The organism is Romboutsia sp. MSSM.1001216sp_RTP31141st1_G3_RTP31141_220114 (assembly GCF_039031195.1).
In the GTDB taxonomy this organism is placed as follows: Bacteria; Bacillota; Clostridia; order Peptostreptococcales; family Peptostreptococcaceae; genus Romboutsia_C; species Romboutsia_C hominis.
Genome location: NZ_JBCIUO010000002.1, coordinates 32,742 through 57,778, shown reverse-complemented (window position 1 = coordinate 57,778; position 25,037 = coordinate 32,742). Strand labels below are relative to the sequence as shown.

General features: G+C 27.0%; 23 protein-coding genes. All 23 read left to right on the top strand.

Annotated features, from left to right (window positions below; translation table 11 throughout):
- The first annotated feature begins 4 nt into the window (after positions 1-4).
- Positions 5-817, top strand: coding sequence for a TlyA family RNA methyltransferase (locus ABCP60_RS05740; protein ID WP_092924454.1), 813 nt, complete (start codon positions 5-7; stop codon positions 815-817).
- Between the two features lie 38 nt (positions 818-855).
- Entirely contained in the window at positions 856-2,538 is a 1,683-nt protein-coding gene (gene recN, locus ABCP60_RS05735) for a DNA repair protein RecN (protein WP_092924456.1), read from the top strand.
- Positions 2,539-2,609: 71 nt separating this feature from the next.
- Positions 2,610-3,629, top strand: a complete 1,020-nt coding sequence (locus ABCP60_RS05730; protein WP_166505844.1) for a SpoIVB peptidase S55 domain-containing protein — start codon at positions 2,610-2,612, stop codon at positions 3,627-3,629.
- Between the two features lie 134 nt (positions 3,630-3,763).
- Positions 3,764-4,576, top strand: a complete 813-nt coding sequence (gene spo0A, locus ABCP60_RS05725; protein WP_092924460.1) for a sporulation transcription factor Spo0A — start codon at positions 3,764-3,766, stop codon at positions 4,574-4,576.
- Positions 4,577-4,716: 140 nt separating this feature from the next.
- Positions 4,717-6,030, top strand: a complete 1,314-nt coding sequence (locus tag ABCP60_RS05720) for a hypothetical protein (protein WP_343101453.1) — start codon at positions 4,717-4,719, stop codon at positions 6,028-6,030.
- Between the two features lie 123 nt (positions 6,031-6,153).
- Entirely contained in the window at positions 6,154-7,275 is a 1,122-nt protein-coding gene (gene steA / locus ABCP60_RS05715; RefSeq protein ID WP_092924464.1) for a putative cytokinetic ring protein SteA, read from the top strand.
- Between the two features lie 16 nt (positions 7,276-7,291).
- Complete coding sequence (locus ABCP60_RS05710) at positions 7,292-8,167, top strand: copper transporter (protein ID WP_240275627.1); 876 nt, start codon at positions 7,292-7,294, stop codon at positions 8,165-8,167.
- A 16-nt stretch (positions 8,168-8,183) separates the two neighbouring features.
- A complete protein-coding gene (locus ABCP60_RS05705; protein WP_166505841.1) occupies positions 8,184-8,876 on the top strand; it encodes a glycosyltransferase family 2 protein in 693 nt (230 codons plus the stop codon).
- A gap of 7 nt (positions 8,877-8,883) precedes the next feature.
- Positions 8,884-9,708 (top strand): glycosyl transferase, encoded by an 825-nt coding sequence (locus ABCP60_RS05700; RefSeq protein ID WP_092924470.1) that lies wholly within the window; start codon positions 8,884-8,886, stop codon positions 9,706-9,708.
- A gap of 4 nt (positions 9,709-9,712) precedes the next feature.
- Positions 9,713-10,804 (top strand): DUF3866 family protein, encoded by a 1,092-nt coding sequence (locus ABCP60_RS05695; RefSeq protein WP_166505840.1) that lies wholly within the window; start codon positions 9,713-9,715, stop codon positions 10,802-10,804.
- Complete coding sequence (locus tag ABCP60_RS05690) at positions 10,779-11,309, top strand: NUDIX hydrolase (protein ID WP_092924473.1); 531 nt, start codon at positions 10,779-10,781, stop codon at positions 11,307-11,309. Before ABCP60_RS05695 ends, ABCP60_RS05690 begins: the two co-directional genes overlap by 26 nt.
- 62 nt (positions 11,310-11,371) lie before the next feature.
- Complete coding sequence (locus ABCP60_RS05685) at positions 11,372-11,977, top strand: hypothetical protein (RefSeq protein WP_166505839.1); 606 nt, start codon at positions 11,372-11,374, stop codon at positions 11,975-11,977.
- A gap of 10 nt (positions 11,978-11,987) precedes the next feature.
- A complete protein-coding gene (locus tag ABCP60_RS05680) occupies positions 11,988-12,860 on the top strand; it encodes a tyrosine-type recombinase/integrase (protein ID WP_343101452.1) in 873 nt (290 codons plus the stop codon).
- A 24-nt stretch (positions 12,861-12,884) separates the two neighbouring features.
- Positions 12,885-14,057 carry a phosphopentomutase gene (locus ABCP60_RS05675; protein WP_092924478.1) on the top strand — a complete coding sequence of 391 codons (1,173 nt, stop codon included), beginning with the start codon at positions 12,885-12,887 and terminating at the stop codon, positions 14,055-14,057.
- 15 nt (positions 14,058-14,072) lie between these two features.
- Positions 14,073-14,885 (top strand): purine-nucleoside phosphorylase, encoded by an 813-nt coding sequence (locus ABCP60_RS05670; protein ID WP_092924480.1) that lies wholly within the window; start codon positions 14,073-14,075, stop codon positions 14,883-14,885.
- A gap of 89 nt (positions 14,886-14,974) precedes the next feature.
- Positions 14,975-16,300, top strand: a complete 1,326-nt coding sequence (locus tag ABCP60_RS05665) for a pyrimidine-nucleoside phosphorylase (RefSeq protein ID WP_240275628.1) — start codon at positions 14,975-14,977, stop codon at positions 16,298-16,300.
- 247 nt (positions 16,301-16,547) lie between these two features.
- Complete coding sequence (gene mltG / locus ABCP60_RS05660; protein WP_195581350.1) at positions 16,548-17,612, top strand: endolytic transglycosylase MltG; 1,065 nt, start codon at positions 16,548-16,550, stop codon at positions 17,610-17,612.
- Positions 17,613-17,695: 83 nt separating this feature from the next.
- Complete coding sequence (locus tag ABCP60_RS05655; RefSeq protein WP_092924486.1) at positions 17,696-18,364, top strand: O-methyltransferase; 669 nt, start codon at positions 17,696-17,698, stop codon at positions 18,362-18,364.
- Positions 18,357-19,280: a peptidase U32 family protein gene (locus tag ABCP60_RS05650; RefSeq protein WP_343101451.1), complete on the top strand. Its 924-nt coding sequence runs from the start codon at positions 18,357-18,359 to the stop codon at positions 19,278-19,280. Before ABCP60_RS05655 ends, ABCP60_RS05650 begins: the two co-directional genes overlap by 8 nt.
- A 34-nt stretch (positions 19,281-19,314) precedes the next feature.
- Positions 19,315-19,944 (top strand): uridine kinase, encoded by a 630-nt coding sequence (udk, locus tag ABCP60_RS05645; RefSeq protein ID WP_092924490.1) that lies wholly within the window; start codon positions 19,315-19,317, stop codon positions 19,942-19,944.
- A 65-nt stretch (positions 19,945-20,009) separates the two neighbouring features.
- Positions 20,010-21,689: a penicillin-binding protein 2 gene (locus ABCP60_RS05640; RefSeq protein ID WP_343101450.1), complete on the top strand. Its 1,680-nt coding sequence runs from the start codon at positions 20,010-20,012 to the stop codon at positions 21,687-21,689.
- 85 nt (positions 21,690-21,774) lie between these two features.
- The gene (gene sigK / locus ABCP60_RS05635) at positions 21,775-22,425 is read left to right on the top strand and encodes an RNA polymerase sporulation sigma factor SigK (protein ID WP_092924494.1); all 651 of its coding nucleotides are present in this window, start codon (positions 21,775-21,777) and stop codon (positions 22,423-22,425) included.
- 246 nt (positions 22,426-22,671) lie between these two features.
- Positions 22,672-25,011, top strand: a complete 2,340-nt coding sequence (locus tag ABCP60_RS05630; RefSeq protein WP_343101449.1) for a PAS domain-containing sensor histidine kinase — start codon at positions 22,672-22,674, stop codon at positions 25,009-25,011.
- The last annotated feature ends 26 nt before the right edge of the window (positions 25,012-25,037 follow it).

Here is a 25,037-nt window from a genome sequence, read left to right as displayed (position 1 = left end):
TTTTATGAAAAAAAGAATAGATTTATTATTAGTAGAAAAAGGATACTTTGAAAGTAGAGAAAGAGCTAAAAAGGCAATAATGGCAGGTCTTGTATTTGTAAATAATCAAAGATGTGATAAAGCAGGTTCTGATGTTGATGAAGAAGCTAAGATAGAGGTAAAAGGAGATCCAATACCATATGTAAGTAGAGGTGGATTAAAGCTTGAAAAAGCCATGAATAACTTTGATTTAACATTAGAAGGAAAAGTGTGTATGGACATAGGTTCATCAACAGGAGGATTTACTGATTGTATGCTTCAAAATGGAGCATCAAAAGTATTTTCTATAGATGTTGGATATGGACAACTTGCATGGAAATTAAGACAAGATGAGAGAGTAGTTTGCATGGAGAGAACTAATATAAGACATGTTACTATAGAACAAACTAAAGAGTTTGCAGATTTTGCATCTATAGACGTATCTTTTATATCTTTAAAGCTAGTACTACCAAAATGCAAGGAATTAATACGTCCAGATGGTCAAATCGTAGCTTTAATAAAGCCACAATTTGAAGCTGGTAGGGAAAAAGTTGGTAAAAAAGGTGTGGTTAGAGAAAAATCAACACATATTGAAGTTATAGAAATGATATCTAATTTTGCTGTTGAAAATGGATTTGAAATATTAGGATTAGATTACTCACCGATAAAAGGTCCTGAAGGAAATATAGAGTATTTAATACACTTAAGAAATGGTAATGAAGGATATGAGTTTAATAAAGAACAACATACTAATAAGATAATAGAAGTTGTTGAAAATTCTCATAATCTAAATAAGTAAAACATTTATATGATTTATTAAAAGAGGGGGATTTAGAATTGATCCTTGAGTTATATATGAAAAATTGTGCTCTTGTTGAGGAGCTTCGTTTAAATATTGATAAAAATTTGAACATACTTACAGGAGAAACAGGTTCAGGAAAATCTATAATAATAGATGCATTAGGACTTTGTTTAGGAGAGAAATATGATAGATCTTTTTTAAGGAAAGGAACTGAAAAAGGTGTAGTAGAAGCTATATTTCACTCTAAAAATAAAGATTTAATAAAAGTACTTAATGATAATGATCTTGAACTAGATGATAATGATTTACTAGTTATAACTAGAATAATATATAGTGATGGAAAAAGTGTTGCTAGGGTTAATGGAAGAACTGTTAAGATGAATGTTTTAAAGCAAATAGCATCTAAGCTTATAGATGTTCACGGTCAACATCAAACACAAGCATTATTCAATAAAGATACTCATCTAGAATTTTTAGATTTATTTGGAGAACATGAATTAGAAGAATTCAAAATTTCATATAAAGAAATATATGATGAGTATAGTGATGTAAAAAAAGCTTTAAATATATTAACTGAAAATAAAGATGATATGCAAATTCAAAGAGAGATAGATTTATTAAAGTTTCAAATAAATGAAATAGAATCTGCCAATCTTAGCAAGGACGAATATGAAGACTTACTAAAACAAAGGGACGTCTATAGAAATGGTGAAAAAATCTTTAAAAATTTAAATATAAGTTATCAAAATTTATATGAAGGTCAGGTTAATGCAGTAGATTTAATAGGTAATGCAGTAAAAGAACTATCATCAATATGTGAATATGACAAAAGTTTAAGTGATTATAATAATGAGATAGAAAGAATAATGTATGAGCTTCAAGATATATCAAGAGAGATAAGAAATTATAAAGAAAATATAAATTTTGAACCATATGAGTTAGAACAAATAGAACTTAGAGTTGATGAAATAAATAACCTAAGGAGAAAATATGGAGAAACTATAGAAGAAATATTTGATTATCATCAAAATATAAAGAATAGATTAGATGAAATATTAAATAGAGATGAAAGAGTAGAAGAGCTTAAACTTAAATTAAATAAGCTTGAAAGTAAACTTAAAGAAAGAGCTGAGGCCTTAACTTCTCAAAGAAAGATAGTAGCTAAACAGTTAGAGAAAGTCCTATTAGAAGAGTTAAAAAGCTTGAATATGAAAAATGTTGCATTTAAAGTAAATTTTGAACAAGGAATATTCACACCTAGAGGAATGGATGATATAGAGTTTATGATATCATTTAACTTAGGTGAAGATATTAAACCTATATATAAAGTAGCTTCAGGTGGAGAAATGTCTAGATTTATGCTAGCATTTAAGACCATACTTGCGGATATAGACCAAATTGATACATTAGTATTTGATGAAATAGATACAGGTATAAGTGGAATAGCAGCACAAATAGTAGGAGAGAAACTTAGTAATATAGGAAAGAAAAAGCAAATTATTTGTATAACTCATTTACCACAGATTGCTGCTAATGCAGATACTCATTATTGTATAGAGAAGAGTACAGATAATGAAAGAACATTTACTACTATTAGAAAGTTAGACAAGGACCAAAAAAGAGATGAAATAGCTAGACTTATAGCTGGAAGTAATATAACAGAAAAAACTATTGAACACGCAAGTGAAATAATAGAACTAGCAAAAAGAAGCCTTTAGGGCTTCTTTTTTTGTATAAAAAAATCCAAAATAGGAACTATAAGTATATATATAAAAGAGGAGATATACTTATGAAAATTAAAAGAAATTCAGTATTTTTAACATTAGCAATTATGGTAGCTATACTTTTAATATCTATAACTTATGATGGTATAAAAAATTACTATATAGAGGCTGTAAATAAGAGTAATAAGTATGTTTATCCATGCGGTAATCTAATTGGAATAAAAGCTAAAACAGATGGAGCATTAGTAATAGGTTATGAAGATGAATCATTAGAGTATATAGGAGGGATAAAAAAAGGGGATAACATAATAAAAATAAATGAAAAAAAAATCGAAAATGCTTATGATATATACGAATATATAAAAGATATTAAAGAAGATTTTGTATATTTAACAGTTGAGAGAGATAGTAAAGAACTAGTTATAAAGATAAAATTAAAAGTAGAAGACGAAGAAAAAAGGTTAGGCTTATGGGTTAGAGATAAAGTTTCGGGAGTTGGAACTATGACGTTTTATGATCCAGACAATGAAGAATTTAAAGCAATAGGACATCCTATAAAAGATTTTGATACAAGTAAAATATTAAAAATAAAAGAAGGTAGTGTATATTATCCAACAGAAGTAAATCTAGAAAAATCAACAGAGAGTGTTATTGGTAATTTTGATTGTAATTTGGATGAATACAACTTAATAGGAACATTTAGCAATAATGATAATGAAGGTATAGAGGGAAATATAATAAACAACATAAAACACAAATTACCTCTTATAAAAGTGGGAAACAAGAATGAAATAAAAAGGGGTAAAGCAAGTATTTTACTTGAAAATGAGGAAGGATATGTATATCCATATGACATAAATATAGAAAATATATATGAAAATAAAGGAGATAAAAACATAGTTATAGAAATTATTGATGAGAAATTAGTAAATTATACAGGCGGTATAGTACAAGGCATGAGTGGTGCCCCTATTATACAAAATAATAAGCTAGTTGGGGCATTAACACATGTTTTTGAAGATAATGCCAAAAAAGGATATGGTATTTTTATAGATGAGATGATAGAATTAGATAAGAGAAATTAAAATTTAATATATTTTTCAATAGATTTCAAATATATTGAAGGAATATAATTTTACTATGTCGAATATGCTTAAGTATAAAGGGTTTTAATTTTAATATAAAAGAGAAGATGTTTTATTAATGGGGGGAAGTTTAAGTGAGCGATAAAATAAAAATAGTTTTAGCAGATGATAACAAGGATTTTTGTCAGGTACTTAAGGAGTACTTATCTAATGAAAGTGATATAGAAATATTAGGAATCGCAAAAGATGGTATAGAAGCACTAGATTTAGTAAAAAGATTACAACCAGATTTATTAGTGCTAGATGTTATAATGCCACATTTAGATGGATTAGGTGTTATAGAGAAGTTAAATTCTATGGATATACCTAAAATGCCAAAAATAATAGTTCTATCAGCTGTAGGACAAGACAAAATAACACAAAGTGCAATAAATTTAGGAGCAGACTATTATATAGTTAAACCTTTTGATTTTGTAATATTTATAAATAGAATAAGAGAATTAGTTTCAAACAGACCTGCACATGCAGACATAAAGCCTAGGGCTCATGCTGATATACAAATGACAAGAAGTGACTTTGTCAAAAATGTAGGTAATATAGAAACAGAAATAACTAATATAATACATGAAATTGGTGTTCCAGCTCATATAAAGGGATATCTTTATTTAAGAGAAGCTATAAAGATGGTAATAGATAACGTAGAATTACTAGGAGCTGTAACTAAGGAATTATACCCAAGTATAGCTAAGAAATTTAATACTACTCCAAGTAGAGTTGAAAGAGCTATAAGACATGCTATAGAGGTAGCATGGAGTAGAGGTAAAGTTGATACAATAAATCAACTATTTGGTTATACAGTGCATAATACAAAAGGAAAACCAACAAATTCTGAATTTATAGCTATGATAGCAGATAAATTAAGATTAGAGCATAGTATGGTTAAATAAATATAGCATTATAAAAGCCTTCTTAATATTAAGAAGGCTTTTATAATGCTATATTCAAAGTGTAAACAAGTGAGTATAAAGTATTATATATTTTAAAATTTGGTTATCTTATAAATATATATAAATTAAGGAGATATGTGATGTATATAAATTTACCGAAATCAGTAAAATTTATAATAGAAAAAATAAAAGAACATTGTGAAGAAGCTTATATAGTAGGAGGATGTGTCAGAGATAGTATATTAGGTATTTTACCAAATGACTATGATATAACAACTAGTGCAAAACCTAATAAAATAATAGATATATTTAAAGGCTATAAAATAATAGAAAATGGAATAAAGCATGGAACAGTAGGTATTTTAATAGAAGATGAGGTTTATGAGATAACAACATATAGAGTTGAAGGTGAGTATGAAGATAATAGAAGGCCTAAAAATGTAGAATTTACATCAAAGTTAGTAGATGATTTAAAGAGAAGAGATTTTACAATAAATGCTATGGCTTATAATGAAGAAGATAAACTAATCGATTATTTTGATGGAGTTAAAGATTTACATGATAAAAAAATAAGAACAGTAGGTAATCCTGATGAAAGATTTATTGAAGATGGACTTAGGATAATAAGAGCTATAAGATTTAGCAGTAAACTAGGATTTGATATAGAAAAAGAAACATTTGAAAGTATAAAAAGAAATTCTAGTATATTAAAAAATATTAGCAGAGAAAGAGTAAGTGATGAAATAAAAAAAATCATACTTAGTGAAAACCCTCAAAAACTAGGATTATTATATAGTTTGAATATATTTAAGGAGTTAGAGATATACTCTCATGTAGAGAATTATGAAGATTTTTGTACAAAGTTAACAATATTAAAAGAGTGTAATATTAGTTTAGAGCAAAGACTATTGATGATAGAATTTTTAATTTTAGAAAATAACACAAAAAGACTAAATAAGACAAAGGAAAAAATAGAATTTTACAATAAAAATATAAGAAAAAATAATATTGTAAGCAAACTGAAATATCCAAATAATGTAACAAAATACATAAATAATATGATTGACTATATGCTAATAGATAATATAGATTTAGATAAAATTGATATTAAAAAAATTCTAAATAAAATAGGAATTGATAATTTAAAAGATATTTTAAAATTGAAGGAAATATATTACAAAAAAGTAGGTGATTGTGAAGAGATTGAAGAATTAAGTATAAGAAAACATTCAATAGATAAATATACAGAATTTATAGAAGAAATAGCTAAAAATAATGAATGCTATAAAATAAATGATTTAGATATAAACGGGAACGATTTAAGGTTGATGGGGTATAGTGGAAAATCAATAGGAGAACAGTTAAATCTCCTTTTAGAAATAGTAATATGTAACCCTGAAAAAAACAGCAAAAGTGAGTTGATGAATTTATCAAGGTTAAATAAGATTGATTAAAATATACAAATATATTTAAAAAATCCTTATATAAAATTATAAACTGACTTTAAACATTTATTTTGTCGTTAAATAATGCTATAATGTAATGTGATTTTAAAAATGATATCGGAGGTTTAATTTATGAGAGTCGAAGGCCCTATTAAAGTAGATAGAAAAACAAAGAGGCTTGCAAAGAGACTTACGGGTGGAGAAATAGCTGTTATAAATCATATAGATATAGATGAAGTTGCAGCGAATTCTTTAGTAGAAGGTAAAGTAAAGCTAGTTATTAATGCATCACCTTCTATAAGTGGAAGATATCCTAATAAAGGACCTGGAATACTAACTGAAAAAAATATTCTTATAGTTGATAATATAGGTGAAGAATTATTTAATGAGTTGTCTGAAGGTCAAAATATTGAAATTATAGATGGTAAAATTTATAGAGACAATAAATTTTTAGGACAAGGTGAAGTATTAGGCAAAGAAGAAGTAGCAGTCAAATTAAAAAAAGCATACGAAAACTTAGCAGTTGAACTAGATAGGTTCATAGATAATACTATTGATTATGCAAAGAAAGAAAAAGGATTCATATTAGGAGAAGTCGAAATACCTAAAGTTAAAACTAATTACGCTAATAGGCATGTACTAATAGTTGTAAGAGGACAAGATTATAAGCAAGATTTAAGCACAATATTATCATACATAGAAGAAGTGAAGCCAATATTAGTTGGTGTTGATGGAGGAGCGGATGCGTTACTAGAGTTTGGTTATACTCCAGATGTTATAGTTGGAGATATGGATAGTGTTAGTGATGAAGCTCTTAAAAAAGCAGGTGAGATAATCGTACATGCTTATACAGATGGAAGGGCACCAGGTCTTAAAAGAGTTCAAGATTTAGGGCTAGATGCTATAGTATTTCCAGCACCTGGAACTAGTGAGGATATAGCTATGTTAATAGCTTACGAGTACAAAGCAGAGCTTATAGTGGCTCTTGGAACTCATTCTAATATGATAGATTTTCTAGAAAAAGGAAGAAAGGGTATGGCAAGTACTTTCTTAGTAAGATTAAAAATAGGATCAAAGCTTATAGATGCGAAAGGAGTTAACCTACTATATAGAAGTAAGTTAAAGATGAAGTATATATGGGCATTAATAGCTACTGCCTTATTCCCAATACTTATACTAGCCTCTTTCTCTCCAAGTGTTCAGCAGTTTATACATCTAATGCAGCTAAAATTAAAGCTATTACTACAAATGTAGATTTAGGAGGAAAAAAATGCATATAAACATGAAATATTATATAGTTACCATAGGAGCTATTTTTATAGCTTTAGGAATTGGTATGTTAGTAGGATTTAATCTAAATTATGATCAAGAACTTAGTAAACAACAAGCAAGTATGATCAAAGATTTAGATAGTAAGTTTGAAGTACTAAAAACAACAAATGATAACTTAGAAGAAAATTTAACTAATTTAAATAAATATTATGATGAAGCAATAGCCATAATAAATCAAAATTCAGATAAGATAATAAAAGATAGTCTTGTAAATAAAAATATAGGAATAATATCTACAAATGAAAAAAATGATTATAGTAAAGAAATTGCAAGTATAATACAAAATGCTGGAGGAAATGTAGCATTTGATATAGTACTTACTAGCAATATAGAAAATAAAGATGCTTTAAAGAAAGCATCAGAAGAACTTTCAATTGAACTAAACAATGCAAAAGATGTTATAAATTATATAGCAGAATCTTTAAAAGAAGAAGGTAGTATATCTAAGTTAGAAAATCTTCAACGTTTAGAGTTAATTAAAGTAGAATCTATAGCAGAAAATTATATAGATTATGATTCTGTAGTTTTAACAGGTGGAAGTGAAGATAAAGCTCAAAAAGAAAACTTTGATAAGATAGATGAAGCTTTAATAACTAAATTAAAAGAACAAAATAAATATATAGTAGGAGTTCAAAAAAGTAATACTAAAAATTCTTATATAGACTTATATTCTAAAAACAAAATAGCAACTATAGATAATATTGAAGAAGGAATAGGTAAAGTTTCTTTAACTATATTATTAAATGAAAAAGGAGCTACAGGGGATTTTGGTAGATTAGAAAGTGCAAAACAATTATTCCCTTATAAGAAATAAGAAAAGGAGAAAAAATATGAGTTCTTACATAAGTATAATAATACCAGCTTACAATGAAGCAGATAAGATCAAGGACACATTAGAAAGCATTACTGATATAAATGAAATAGATGAAATTGTAGTTGTAGATGATGGTTCTAGCGATAATACTACAGAAATAGCATCTAGTGTTAAAAATGACAAAATAAAAGTGTTTAAATTAGATAAAAATAGAGGTAAAGGATACGCATTAAACTATGGGTTAAAAATAGCTATGGAAAATGCAGATATAATAGGATTTTTAGATGGAGATTTAGGAAGTTCAGCTAGTGAAGTTAAAAAACTTATCATGCCTATATTAAACAACGAAGCCGATGTTATTATAGCAAAATTCCCTCCTGCAAAGAAAAAGGGAGGACTAGGATTTGTAAAAAGATTAGCTAAAGAATCTGTATTTGAGATGACAGGTGTAGAACTAGACTCTACTTTATCAGGACAAAGGATATTTAAAAAAGAAGTATTAGAAAAATTTGAAGAGATTCCATATGGTTATGGTGTAGAAGTAGGTATGACTATAGACATATTAAAATACGGTTACACAATCAAAGAAGTATTAGTAAATATGACTCATAGTGAAACAGGAAGAGATTTAAAAGGTTTTATTCATAGGGGAAAACAATACTACCATATAAAGAAAGTTTTAAAAGCAAAAAATAAAGAATGGAGGTAGTATATAGGTGAAATATTATATACTTTATACTGTTTTATTTATAACAGGATTGCTTGGAACCTATGTTGTTATCCCTTTATTTAAAAATTTATTAATAGATAGTAATGTATTAAGACCAAATTATAAAAAAGATATGATACCAGTTAGTATGGGTATAGTATTTTTACCTATGATAATAATAAATGGTATTATTATAGGATTTGTAACTAATGATGTTAATAAGCTACTATATTTATTTATGTTCATATTTGGAATAATAGCAATGTTCTTTGCAGGAATATTAGACGATATAATAGGAAATAGAGATGTTAGTGGGCTTAAAGGACATTTTAAGAGTTTGTTTAAAGGAAAGCTTACAACAGGTGGATTTAAGGCATTATTTGGAGGATTTATAGGTATATTAATATCTATAGCAATATCTAAAGATATATTAGATATAATTGTAAATACTCTTATAATAGCACTTTCTACAAATCTTATGAACTTATTAGATTTAAGGCCTGGAAGAGCTATAAAGGTATATTTAATAATAGGGTTAGTTTTACTTTTAACATTAGCAGGATTTGAAAAAAGTCTACTTCTTTTACTGCTTCCAAATGTATTAGCATATTTTAATTACGACTTAAAAGCTAAAGCTATGATGGGAGACACAGGATCAAATGTTTTAGGTATATCTATAGGAATACTTATATGTATGGGGTATTCATTTAATATTAGATTAGCTTGGTTAGCATTTTTAATATTTATACATATACTTACAGAGAAGTATTCTTTAACTAAGATAATAGAGAAAAATAAGTTCTTAAATTTCATAGATAAATTAGGAAGGTAAACTTATGATAAGTAAAAGAATAGGAATTGTAGATTCTATAAAAGATAAGAGTGAAAAATTAGAAGATATAAGAGTTAATATAAATGGAGAAATACAAAAAGCATACAACTACCCTAAGATGACAGGGAGTGTAAATGTAGGTGATGAGGTTGTATTAAATACAACAGCTGTTGAGTTAAGTTTAGGTACTGGAGGATATCATTTTGTAATAACTAATCTAAATAATATAGAATCAAGCTTTACAGAAGGCGGTCATATTATGAAATTAAGATATACGCCACTACAAGTTAAGGTAGATTCAGTTGAAGAACAAGAAAGTACTTATCATGATAAAATATCAAGCTTTAAAAGTTTAAATGATATGCCAGTTGTTGTTGGGACACTTCATAGTATGCTTACACCTTTTGTAGCATCATATAAAAGAAATAATAAAGATAAAAAAATAGTATATATAATGACAGATGGAGCTGCATTACCGATATACCTAAGTAAAAATGTAGAAACTTTAAAAAGTAAAGGATTAATAGACTATACTATAACTATAGGGAATGCATTCGGAGGGGATTATGAATGTATAAATATATATACAGCTTTAATAACTGCTAAAGAAGTATTAAATGCAGACTGTGTATTTGTTAGTATGGGACCTGGAATTGCAGGTACTGGAACTAAATATGGATTTACAGGAATAGAACAAGGACCTATATTAGATGCAGTAAAAAAACTTGGTGGAAATCCTATAGCTATACCTAGAATTAGTTTTGCAGATAAAAGAGAAAGACATAATGGAATATCTCACCATAGTATTACTATTTTTAAAGAAATTGTAAATGTTGATATAACAATACCAATATCAAATTATGAAAGTGATAAATTAAATAAAATAAGAGCACAAATAGAAGAAAATGATTTAAATAGACATAATATAGTATATATAGATAATAAAAATACTAAAGAAGACTTAGATTATTTTGGCCTGAAGGTAAGAACTATGGGAAGAAATTATGAACAAGATAAAGAGTTTTTCGAGGCTGCAAGTAGTGCTGCATATTATTTAATGGAGGTTTGTGATGGTGATAGAAGAAAAGACTATTAGTAGTGATAAAATATACACTGGAAAAACAATCAGCCTAAAAGTAGATACTGTAGAGACTATAAACCAAGGATATCAAAAAAGAGAAATAGTAGAACATCCTGGTGCAGTTGGTATATTAGCATTAAATGAAAATAATGAAATAGTATTAATTAAACAATTTAGAAAACCAATAGAAAAAGTTATATGGGAAATACCAGCAGGAAAGTTAGAACCTGGTGAAACACCAAAAGAATGTGCACAAAGAGAACTAAAAGAAGAAACGGGATACGATGCTTCAAATTTAAAACTAATACATAAGTTTTATACATCAGCAGGTTTTTCTAATCAAAAAATATACATATATCTAGCTACTGATATTACTGTAGGTGAAAGAAATTTAAATGATGATGAAGATATAGAAGTACATACTATAAGTTTAGAAGAAGCTTATAACATGGTTATTCAAAATGAAATAGAAGATGCAAAAACAGCAATTGGAATTTTAATAGCTAGAGAATTAATATAAAATGTCATAACCTCCTCTTTTTATACATACTATTTTGTAAGGTAAAAGGGGAGGTTATAAATTTGAGAAGAACATATAGAAAAAATAATTTTAAAGAACTTAACAGACAAATAGTACTTATTGGGTTAATATTTATTGTATTTGTAGCACTTGGATCTTATCTAAATAAAATATGGCCAAGTTATCAAGATGAAATAATAAAAGATATTAGTTTTATAAGTGAGTACTATAATTCAAGAGAAGGAATAAAAGAAGCTATATTATCAAATTTAAAAATAGATTTAAGCTTTATGGCTTGTGTCGCTTTTTTTTCAGTCTTAGTAATAACTTTTCCAGTAGTGCTTATAATATTTATGCTAAAAGGTTTATCAATAGGCTATACTATAAATAGTATGATATTAGCACTAAATTTTGAATCAATAAAAATGATATTTGTTTTATTTATGAAAAATTTAGCTATTATACCTGGTACAGTTATATTAACGTTAGTGGCATTTGATTATGTAAAAAAAATATTATTAGAAATTAAGCACAAAAGAAAAGAAAATATGATATTTTTAGTAAAAAGATTTATATTAAATGTTATAATTATAATAAGTATTACAGTTATATTACAAGTTGTACTAAATACTATAAGTATAGGTATGATTAAGTTCCTAGTCAGATAAGGAGTTTGCTATGGAGGTTGTAGAGGAATACATAAAATATCTATATAGTAAGAATCTATCTAAAAATACTATATCATCTTACTATATAGATATAAAAAGATATGTTGATTATTTAAAAGAAAAGATGATAAGTTTAGATAATGTTGTAGAAAATGATATTATAGGATATATAATAAGATTAGAACAGGAAAATATATCTGTAGCAACAGTATCTAGAATGATATCATCAATAAAATCTTTTCATGATTATTTATTTTTTTATGGTATAAGTAAAAATAATCCTGCAAGAAATATAAAAAAGCCTAAAATAGAGAAAAATAGTTTAGATATTTTAACAGAGGAAGAAATAAAAAGGCTTTTAGATTTTAAAAATTTAAATACACCTAAAGAAATAAGAGATAAGGCAATATTTGAAATATTGTATGGTACAGGTATAAAAGTATCAGAGCTTATAGATATGGATATAGATTCTGTAGAATTAGATTTAGACTATATATGCTGTGATAAAGGAAAAAATCCAAGAATAATACCTTTATCCAATACATCTAAGGAGTATTTAGAAAAATATATAAATGAATCAAGAACTGAATTGGCAAATGAAGATGAAAAAGCTTTATTTGTAAGTTCCTTAGGACAAAGGTTTACAAGACAAGGCTTATGGAAACTTATTAAAAAATATGCTAATTTAGCTAATATAGATAAAAACATAAATCCAAGTATGCTTAGGCATTCTTTTGCTATTCATCTTTTAAATGAAGGTGCTAATGTTGCTGTAGTAAGCAAAATATTAGGAAATAGCAATTTATCTAGTTTGCAATCATATTTAAATCACATAAATAAGAATATGAGAAGAGAAATAAAAGAAAAACATCCTAGGAAATAAACTACAAAAAAAGGAGGACATAATATGAATAGGGTTGTATGGATTGTAATTGATAGTGTAGGAATAGGAGCACTTCCAGACTCAAAAAAATTTGGAGATGAAGGTGTTAATACTTTAGGAAATATAATAAAAACACATAAGGATATAAAGATACCTAACTTATTAAAATTAGGGATAGGAAATATAGACGAAGTAGATTTTGTAGAAGGAGTAGATTCTCCTATAGGTTGTTTTGGAAAATGTGAAGAAATTTCTCAAGGAAAAGATACTACAACAGGACATTGGGAGATGACAGGTGTTTTAGTTGAAACTCCATTTAAAACATTTGAAAATGGGTTCCCAAAAGAAATAATAGATGAATTTGAAAAAAGAACAGGAAGAAAAGTTGTAGGAAATAAGCCAGCATCAGGAACTGCTATATTAGATGAATATGGAGAACATCAAATGAAAACAGGAGATGTAATAGTATATACATCAGCAGATAGTGTATTCCAAATAGCAGCGCATGAAGAAATAATACCACTTGATGAATTATACAAAATGTGTGAAATAGCTAGGGAAATAATGATGGGAGACAATGCAGTAGCTAGAATTATAGCTAGACCATATATAGGAAAAGGAAAAGGTGAGTTCGTAAGAACTTCTAACAGAAGAGACTACTCATTAAATCCTTTTGAAAAAACGGTATTAGATAATATAAAAGAAGCTGGACTAGATGTAATTGGCGTTGGTAAAATAGAAGACATATTTAATGGACAAGGTATAACGGAAGCTATACACACTAAAGATAATATGGATGGAGTAGACCAAACTATAAATTACATTAATAAAGAAAATAAAGGATTAATATTTACTAATTTAGTTGATTTTGATTCAAAATATGGACATAGAAGAAATGTAAAAGGATATAAAGAAGCTATAGAGGAATTCGATGCTAGAATTCCAGAAATAATAGATGCTTTAAAGGAAGATGATATACTTATAATAAATGCTGATCATGGTAATGATCCAACTTACAAAGGTACGGATCATACTAGAGAGTATATACCTGTATTAATTTATGGAAAAAATATCAAGAGTGGTGTAAACTTAGGTATAAGAAAAAGTTTTGCAGATATAGGTGCTACAGTAGCAGATATATTAGATACAAAAATGACTAAAAATGGAACTAGTTTTAAATCACAAATACTTAAATAGTCAAGGAGGAGACATATGTTTAACAAAGTACAAGAAAGTGCAAAATTTATAAATGAAAAAATAAATATAACACCTAAGATAGGACTTATATTAGGTTCTGGATTAGGAGTATTAGCTGATGAAATAGAAAATCCAGTAAAGATAAAATATAATGAAATACCTAATTTCCCTGTATCTACTGTTGAAGGACATGCAGGATGCCTTGTAATAGGTAAATTAGAAGGCAAAGATGTAGTGGCTATGCAAGGAAGATTCCATTACTATGAAGGATATACTCAACAAGAAATAACATTCCCAGTTAGAGTTATGAAAGCTTTAGGAGTTGAAACTATAGTAGTTACAAATGCAGCTGGAGGAGCAAATGTAGACTTTAAACCAGGTGATTTAATGATAATAAAAGATCATATAAACTTAAGTGGAAGTACACCTTTAATGGGTAAAAATGATGAAAGATTTGGACCAAGATTCCCAGATATGTCTACAGCTTATTCACCAAAATATATAGAATTAGTTAGAGAGTGTGCTAAGAAGCTAGATATAAAAGTACAAGAAGGTGTATATGCATTCTTTAGTGGACCAACATATGAGACACCTGCAGAAGTTAAAATGGCAAGAATACTAGGAGCTGATGCTGTTGGTATGTCTACTGCACCAGAAGTAATAGTTGCTAGCCATTCATCTATGGATGTTATAGGAATATCTTGTATAACTAACATGGCAGCAGGAATACTTGATCAACCTCTTAACCATGAAGAAGTAATAGAAACTACTCAAAAAGTAAAAGCTGAATTCTTAAGTTTAGTTAAATTAGTAGTTAAAAGTATATAATAAATATATAAGCTTAATACTAAACTTAGTATTAAGCTTATTGAATTTAAATAATAGATTATATATAAAGTTTGTTAAGGAGAGATAAAATGAGAATATATGATATAATCAGAAAAAAAAGAGATGGGCATGAATTATCTAAAGAAGAAATAAACTTTTTCGTAGAAAAATATTCAAAAAATGAAATACCTGATTACCAAGCATCAGCTCTTTTAATGGCAATATATATAAACAAAATGAATAAACAAGAAACAGTATATCTTACAGAAGCTATGATGAATTCAGGAGATGTTATAGACCTATCAGCTATAAAAGGAATAAAAGTTGATAAGCATAGTACAGGAGGAGTAGGAGATAAAACTACAATAGCTTTAGCTCCATTAGTGGCATCATGTGGTGCTCCTGTAGCTAAAATGTCAGGAAGAGGATTAGGACACACTGGAGGGACTTTAGATAAGTTAGAAGCTATACCAGGATTTTCAATAGAAATGGATGCAGAGAAATTTATAAATTCTGTAAATGAAAAAAATATAGCAGTTTGTGGTCAAACAGCTACAATAGCAGTTGCTGATAAAAAAATGTATGCTCTAAGAGATGTAACTGCTACAGTTGATAATATATCTTTAATAGCTGCTAGTATAATGTGTAAAAAATTAGCATCAGGTTCAAATGCTATATTACTTGATGTTAAAACTGGTGATGGCGCATTTATGAAAACACTAGATGATTCATTTGAACTAGCAAAAGCTATGGTTGATATTGGTTGTGGAATGGGTAGAGAAACAATAGGTATGATAACTAATATGGATGAGCCTTTAGGATTTGCTGTAGGTAACTCATTAGAGGTAATAGAAGCTATAGAAACTTTAAAAGGAAATGGACCTAAGGATTTTGTAATGCTATGTGAAACATTAGGGGCATATATGTTAGTATTAGCAAAAGTTTGTGAAAGTTTCGAAGAAGGTAAGAAAATGATACAAGACGCTATATCTTCAGGACGTGCACTAGAAAAACTAAAAGAGTTTATAGAAAATCAAGGCGGAGATAAGAGGGTAGTTGACGATTATGATTTACTTCCTAAATCTAAAAATATAGTACCTATAAAATCACTAAAAAGTGGTTATATAAGTAAGATAGAAGCAGAAGAAATAGGGGTATCTGCTATGATTTTAGGTGCTGGTAGAGAAACTAAAGAAGATGAACTTGATTTATCAGCAGGTATAGTACTTCAAAAGAAAGTAGGAGACTATGTAAATGAAGGCGATGTATTAGCTTATATGCATTATAATAAAGAAGAAAAATTTGAACAAGCAAAAGAAAGATTTATAAATGCTTATGAAATAGTAGATGATAAAACACAACCTAAAAAGTTAATATATGGTGTTGTAACTAAAGATGAAATAAAAAAATTTTAATATTATGATTATAAAAAGCTTAACGTGTAAAAAATAACGTTAAGCTTTTTATAATTATAATAAAATTTTTAAGCTATTAATTTTTATAATTAATTTGGTAAATTACTAATAAATGAACGTTAGATAAGTCAAATATAAAAAAGCGATGAATTTAGAAAAGAAATTTATTCGACAATTTTATTGAAAATTTTTATTCTTAGATTTATAATATAAAAGATATAAATATATATAAGGAGTAGAAAATACTATGTACTTGAGAAATAATAAACTTAAGATAGCATTAATTTCCTTGGTAGTATTATTGGGATTAATAGGGAGTTTTGTGTTCATACAAATAGGACCATACAATAAAAAAAATAAAAAAGATATAGTAGTAGAAATACCTAAAGGTGCTACTATAAATACAATGACAGATATATTATACGAAAAAAAATTAATAAAGAATAAGACATTATTCAAAGTTGTAGCAAAAGTAAGTAATGAAATTCCAAACATAAAGTCTGGAAAATATTTGCTTAATCAAACCTATTCTAATAATGATATAATTGACATATTATCATCTGGAAAAACATATCAAGATGGTATAAAAGTAACTATACCAGAAGGATCAACTTCTAATGAAGTAATTGATATATTAGTATCTAAAAAACTGGGCAATAAAGAAACGTATGAAAAACTAATCAAAAATCCAAAGGAATTTTATAGTGATTTTCCATATTTAAAAGAAAAAGATATAACTACACTAGAAGGTTTCTTATATCCTCAGACTTATTACTTTGAAGAAGGTACAAGTGAAAAAGAGGTTCTGGATAAAATGTTAGCTGAATTTGGTAAAATGTATACTGAGAAGTTACAAAAAAGACAAAAAGAGTTAAAAATGACTCTTCAAGAGGTCGTAAATCTGAGCTCTATTGTTGAAAAAGAAGCTGTTAGAGATGAAGATAGACCTATGATAGCAAGTGTATTTTACAATAGATTAGATATAGGTATGAGACTTCAGTCTGATGCAACTATACAGTATATATTCCCAGAAAGAAAAAAAATAGTAACATATAATGATTTAAAGATAGATTCTCCATATAATAGTTATAAAAATGTGGGACTACCTCCGACACCAATAGCTAATCCTAGTATAAAATCTATAGAAGCAGTATTATATCCAAAAGATACAGATTATTTATACTTTGTAGCTACTATGGATGGAGGAAATAACTATAGCAAAACTTACGAAGAACATCTTAAGTTTGAGAAGGAATATAAAGAACAAAGGGATAAATTAAGCAAAGAAAAAGCAAGTGCAGAGAATAAATAAAATTTAAAATATGGGGATTATGCTTTGAGATATTCAAAGTGTAATCCTATATTAATGTTTCTGCTATTTAAGGAGTGAATTTAATGAGCAATATAGTAAATGAATTAGTACAAGATTACATAAGAAATACATTAAAAGATAAAGAAGGACTTTTAAAAGAACTAGAAGATTATGCACATGAAAATAATGTACCTATAATACACAAAGAAGTATCAGAACTTTTAAAAGTTTTACTAAAAATGAAAAAACCAAAGAGAATACTAGAAGTTGGTTGTGCTATAGGATACTCATCTATACTATTTGCATCTACTTTAGGTGAAGATGTGGAGATAATAACAGTAGAGAGAAATGAAAAAATGATAGAAAAGGCTAAAGAAAATATAAAATTAGCTGGATTTGAAAATAATATAACGATATTAGAAGGCGATGCAGAAGAAAAATTAAAAGAAGTTCAAGGAGAGTTTGACATAATATTTTTAGATGCAGCTAAAGGACAATATCAATTATTTTATGATATGGTTATAGATAAATTAAAAGTAGATGGACTTTTAATATCAGATAATATATTATATCAAGGAATGGTTGCACATGATAGTTTCGTTATAAGACGTAAAAAGACTATAGTAAAAAGAATGAGAAGTTACTTAGATTATATATCAAACTGTGACTATTTAACTACATCTTTAATACCTATAGCAGATGGAGTAGCACTTAGCTACAAACAAAGCGAGAGGGGTGATTTAAATGCATAATGTAGAATTATTGGCGCCAGCTAGAAGCTTAGAAGAATTAAAGTTAAATATAACAAATGGTGCAGATGCCATATATATAGGAAGTGAAGCGTTTGGTCTTAACTCTATAAATAAGGAGTTTTCAAAGGATGAATTAATAGAAGGTATAAACTTTGCACATAAACATAATAAAAAGGTTTATGCATCTGTTAATATAGTTCCTCATAGTAAGGACTTTTCAGATATAGAAACATACCTAAAAGAGCTTGAATTTGTAGGAATAGATGCTATCATAATAGCAGAGCCTGGTATGCTTGTAGTAGCTAAAAAGGCTGTACCAAATATGGATATACATTTAGCAGAACAAGCTAATGTTACAAATTACGTAACAGCTAAATTTTGGCATGAGCAAGGTATAAAAAGAATAACATTATCAAGAGAATTATCTTGTGATGAGCTAGGTCAAATAAGGCTAAATACACCTATAGAATTAGATTTAGAAGCATATGTACATGGAGTAATGGCTATATCTTATTCAGGAAGGCCTCTTATAAGCAATTATATAAAAGGAAAAGATTCAGATAGTGAAGTAAATAAAAAAACATACAGTCTAGTTGAAGAGAAAAGACCAGGAGAATATTTCCCGGTTTATGAAGATGAGAGAGGAACATTCATATTTAATTCTAAAGATTTATGTATGATAAAAGATTTGCCGGCTATGATAAAGTCAGGAATAAATAGTCTTAAAATAGAAGGTAAGATGAAAGACGCTAATTATATATCTAAAGTTGTTAAAGCTTATAGATTTGCTTTAGATAAGTTTTATGAAGACCCAAATAATTGGGAGTTTAATCCAAGTTGGATCGAAGAAATAAAGTTAAATAATAGAGAGTTTACATCTGGATTCTATTTAGAGAATCCAAATGATCAAGAATAAACGCTAATCTTTTTTGTAAGGAGAGTACTAAATCATGAAAAAAACTAAGAGACCTTTAATAATAGGAATAACAGGAGGAACTGGTTCTGGTAAGAGTACAGTTTGTAAAGCTATAATGGATAATATACCAGATGAGAATATAGCTACATTAGAGCAAGATGCTTACTACAAAGACCAAACACATTTAAGTTTTGAAGATAGATTAAAAACTAATTATGACCATCCACTTGCTTTTGATAATAAGCTTTTAATACAACATATAGAAGAATTATGTAATGGAAAAAGCATAGAAAAGCCTATATATGACTATGAACTTCATACTAGAAAACATGACGAAACTGTTACAATAACTCCAAAGGATATAATAATAGTAGAAGGTATAATGATACTTGAAGATGAAGAGTTAAGAAATAAATTAGATATAAAAATATATGTTGATACTGAAGATGATATAAGAATACTTAGAAGAATACAAAGAGATATAAAAGAAAGAGGTAGAACTGTAGATTCTGTTATAGATCAGTATCTGACTACAGTAAAGCCAGCTCATGATCAATTTATAGAACCATACAAAAAGTATGCTGATATAATAATGCCAGAAGGTGGACAAAACGAAGTAGCTATAGATATAGTTATAAGTAAAATAAGAACACAATTAGATTAATTAGAATAAAGAGTATTAACCCCTTAGAAATTGTCAAAAATGACAAGTATCTAAGGGGTGATTTTATGTCAAGGAAAAAATATAATTTACCAAAAACTATGGTTGGTAGAGGAAAAACAACAGTTTTAATATTTGTATTAGTATATTTATTTTTAATATATAGACTAGCAGATATACAAATATTAAGATCTGATGAATATAAACAAAGACAAGAAAATCAAAGTACTGAAAAAATAGATTTAAATACTGGTAGAGGTGTAATCTATGATAGAAATAATCAACCTTTAACGGATAAGAAGAAAGAAACTGTATTAATAGTACAAAAAGAAAAATTTATAAATGATTCTAGCATAAGAAACTTAGTAAAAGAAGTAAGTAATTTAAGTGATAAAGAGATATATAAAGAAATAGAAGAGCAAACAGAGTCATCAATATTTGAAATACAAGTAAATAATATAAGTAAAAAAATGGAAGAAAAGTTACTAGAAAAAAATATAATAGTATCTAAAAGAAGTATAAGATATGACGAAGATAGCCTTTTATCCCACACTATAGGATATATAAATAAAAAAGATAAGATAGGACAATATGGAATAGAGAGAAGTATGGATGAAGTGCTTAATGCATCAAATGAAGAATATATATCTGTATTTAAAGTAGGTGAAGCAGGTAGAAAAGAAGGTTTAGATGTACTAAAAGGAAGTATAAAAACAGTAACAAAAGATGATAAAGATAAGCATATAAAATTAACAATAGATAAAAATATTCAAAAAAAAGTTGAAAAAGTAGTAGATAAAGAAGCTAACCCTACAGCTGTTATAATATCAGATGTAGAAAGTGGTGAAATACTATCTATGAGTTCTAGGCCAAACTTTGACCAAAATGATATAGGTAAGTATATAAGTGATACAGAAAAATCTAAGGGTGAACTTAGAAATAGGGTAATACAAAATACTTATGCACCAGGTTCTGTATTTAAAATAGTAACTTTATATGCAGCTCTTGATACTAAAATTATAGATGAGAACTATACATATAATTGCACAGGAAATACAAAAATAGGAAAAAATAAAGAAATATTAAATTGCCATAATAAAGAGGGACATGGTATACAAAGTTTAACCGAAGCTTTTGCTAATTCATGTAATACTGCATTTTTTGATATTGCAAATAAAGTAGGAAAAAGCAAAATAATAGAGTATGCTAAAAAACTCCATTTAGATAAAAAGGTAGATATAGGGTTAAAAGAGGAAGTAAATAGAGAAATACCAAAAGACATATCTATAAGAAATTTAGCTATAGGTCAAGGAAGTATGGAATTTACACCGATACAAATAAATCAAATGACACAAATAATTGCTAATAATGGAACATATAAGCCATTATATATATATGATAGCATTGTAGATAATAATAAGAGTATCTTAAAAAATTTTAATCAATCTAAAGAAGATGAAATAATATCACCATATACATTGACTATAGTAAAAGACATGATGAAAAAAGTATCTTTATCAGGCACGGGAGAAGCACTTAAAGACTTAGAAGGCGGGTGTGGTGTTAAAACAGGTACAGCCCAAACCAATATAGATGGTATTTCAGTAAATAATGGATGGATAACTGGATTTTATCCAAGTGACACACCAAAATATACTATAACAGTAATAGTAGAAGGAACTAAAGAAGAAAGCAAATCAGCATTACCAATCTTCAAGGAAATATGCACAAATTTAAAATATAAATAAAATAAAATATTATATAAAACAAGCAATTTAGACAGGCCAGATTCATATAATTTAAAATGAAGCATCTCAAAGAGGGGGTGGCCTGTTGACAACTTTTAAATCATTTGAAAAACCATTAACCCCTGAAGAAGAAGTTACTTATTTAACTAAATTTAAAAAAGACAAAGATGAACATGCAAAGGAAGTTTTAATAGAGAGAAACATGAGATTAGTAGCCCATATAGCAAAAAAGTACAATAATGCCAATGAAGAGCAAGATGATCTTATTTCTATAGGTACTATAGGACTTATAAAGGCTATAGAAACCTATAATGTTGACAAAGGAACTAGGCTAGCAACTTATGCATCTAAATGTATAGAAAATGAAATACTTATGAGTATAAGAACAAATAAAAAAAATAAGGTTCAAGTATCTCTTCAAGATCCTATAGGCACGGACAAAGAAGGCAATGAGATTAGTCTTATAGATGTTTTGGGAACTGATATAGATTATATATTAGACCAAGTAGAACTTAAGGTTCAAATAGGTAAGTTATATGAACAACTAGATAAGATATTGACTAAAAGAGAAAAAGAAATTGTTCTTTTAAGGTATGGGTTAACCACTTGTGGATATAAAACACAACGAGAAATTGCTCAAAAACTTGATATATCTAGATCTTATGTATCAAGAATAGAAAAAAGGGCACTAAAAAAACTTAGAAAAGAATTAAAATCAGAAAAAAGCCTTATATAGGCTTTTTTTTGTTTTAAGAATATATATAATACTTAGAGTATTTATTACATAAAACTGTAATTTATAACAAATAATTTATAGTGAAATTGTTCAAAAACTGACAAAAAAACTATTTATAATATGTTAATATTACTTATATAGAAGATAGAAGAAGGATTATGAATGTACAAGTTGAAAACAAAAATATAAATGCATAATAGATAAAATTATAGTAAGGGGAATCAAAAAAAGGGGGATGGTGAAAATATGAAATCTTTATATATTTATAAAGAAGTTTTTGAAATTGTTAGTTTATCTATAGCTATTTCTATTCCTTTTATATTATTAGTACTTTACAAAATATTAAATTGTAAATCTTTAATGTATATATTATGTATATATTTATTAGAAATTTTGATGTTAGTAACTGGAAATTATTACTTTGGAGTTACTATGTTAAACTTAGGAAAAATAAGTATCATAATCAACAAAAAGACTAATCTAAGAATCAAAAATAGATATATATTAACTATGGTAGGGATATATCTATTTATTGTAATGAGTCTATGTATAAAGAATAAATTTTATATGTTAACATACACTTTGCTAAACTTATCAATTGTACAAGCACTACTTATTAGTAATATGGAAAATATAATGAAAATGCTTAAAGATTATAAATTGAAGGTTAAATATAATCAAAGTATGACACAATCTCTAATAGATAAAATAAATCTAGAATTTGAGACCCAAAAAAAAATTAAAGATAGTATGGCTGAAGTAAATACAGAATTAAATAAATCAATTAAAGAATCTCAAAATATAGTTTTTTTATTAAATAGAGATGGAGAATATCTCTATGGAAATGAAGAATTTGAGAAATTTATATGTAAAGATAAAAGTAATTTAAGTGATTTAGATATATTAGAAGAAATAAAATCAAAGTTTATAGATTTTCCAGAAGATTTAAATGAAATTGAAAATTTGGATACCATAATAAATGGATATGATGAAAAGGTATATAGACTTGCATCTAAGAGAGAAATATTAAAAAATAAATATAGAAATATATGTATTCTAACTGATATAACAGAAAGCGTCCTAATAAGAAATAAATTAGAAGAGAGTGAACAAAGATTTAAAAAATTAATAGACATATTAAATGACGGAATAATAATACATAATTCTAGCAGTATAAAATATATAAATAATAAAGCTATAGAATTGTTTGATATAAAGGATTATGATGAATCTAGGGGAGTTTTACAAAATATACAAGAAAAGGTATTAAGTAAAAGTGTAAATAAATTTATAGAACAAGTAAACATGGTTCAGTCTGGAAAAAAAGACAAGGTAAGTATGAAGATAAAGACAAAAAATAAGAAAGTTATAGAAGTAATAACAACAAGTATTATATTAAGAGGAAATAAGAATTTGTTAACTATAGCCATAGATATAACTAACATAGAAAATACTATCTCAGAAATTGAGCAAAGAGAAAAAACTTATAAGGTATTGTTGCAAACACTTCCACAAGGTATAGCAATAATAGAAAAAAATGGACATAATCATATATATAGAAATAAGGTATTAATAGAAATATTAAAAGAAATAGGAACTGAAAACCTAAATAAGATAGTTAAAAGCTACTTAAATCAATTAGAATATGGTAAATTTAAAAGATTTCAAGTTCCTTCAAATAAAATTAAAGAGATAGAAATTGCTATAATTGATATTGGCAATAGTTATTTGATAATATTGAGAACCTTAGACAATGAATATAAAATAAAGAAAATGGAAGAAATATTAAGTGAAATAAATAATAAGTATAGATTTAACGTTGAGTTCTTAGCTAATGTATCTAAAGACATAAAAAAACCTGTAACAACTATATTTGAAACTAATAAACTTATATACAATTATGAAAAAGAAAATAATAAGGGAGATAATGGATGTACAAAACTTATAAAACAAAATTGTTATAGGCTAATGCGATTATTAGATAATATTTTAGAAATAGGACATTTTGAAAATGGAACCTATAAAATGGAATATAAGAAGTATGATATAGTAAACTTGCTTAAGGATATAGTTAATAAATCTAAGCTATATACAAGTGAAAATGGAGTAAATATAGAATTTAAATCTAATATAGATAGTAAATATATGATACTAGATAAGAAAAAAATAGAGAAAGCTGTATTAAATCTTATATCAAATTCTATAAAATATACTGCAAAAGGCGGAGAAATAGTAGTCAAGTTTAGGCAAGATGGAGATTTAGTATATATATCAGTCAAGGATACTGGAATAGGAATACCAAAAGATAAAATAGGTATTATATTTGAGAACTTCGAACAGGTAGATAGAACCCTTACAAGAGGTGCAGAGGGAACTGGTATAGGTTTATCATTAGTAAATAAATTAGTAAAAGCACATGGAGGAGACATTAAGGTAAACAGCGAGGTAAATGTGGGGAGTGAATTTACAATTATTTTAAAAGATAATATAAAAAAGAGTGAAAATATAGATGTGGGAGTAAGTGTTAGTGATAACGAAAAAATCGATATAGAATTTTCAGATATATATTTTAATTGTAGTAGCTAAGTTAATTATATTAAAGGGGATTGAGA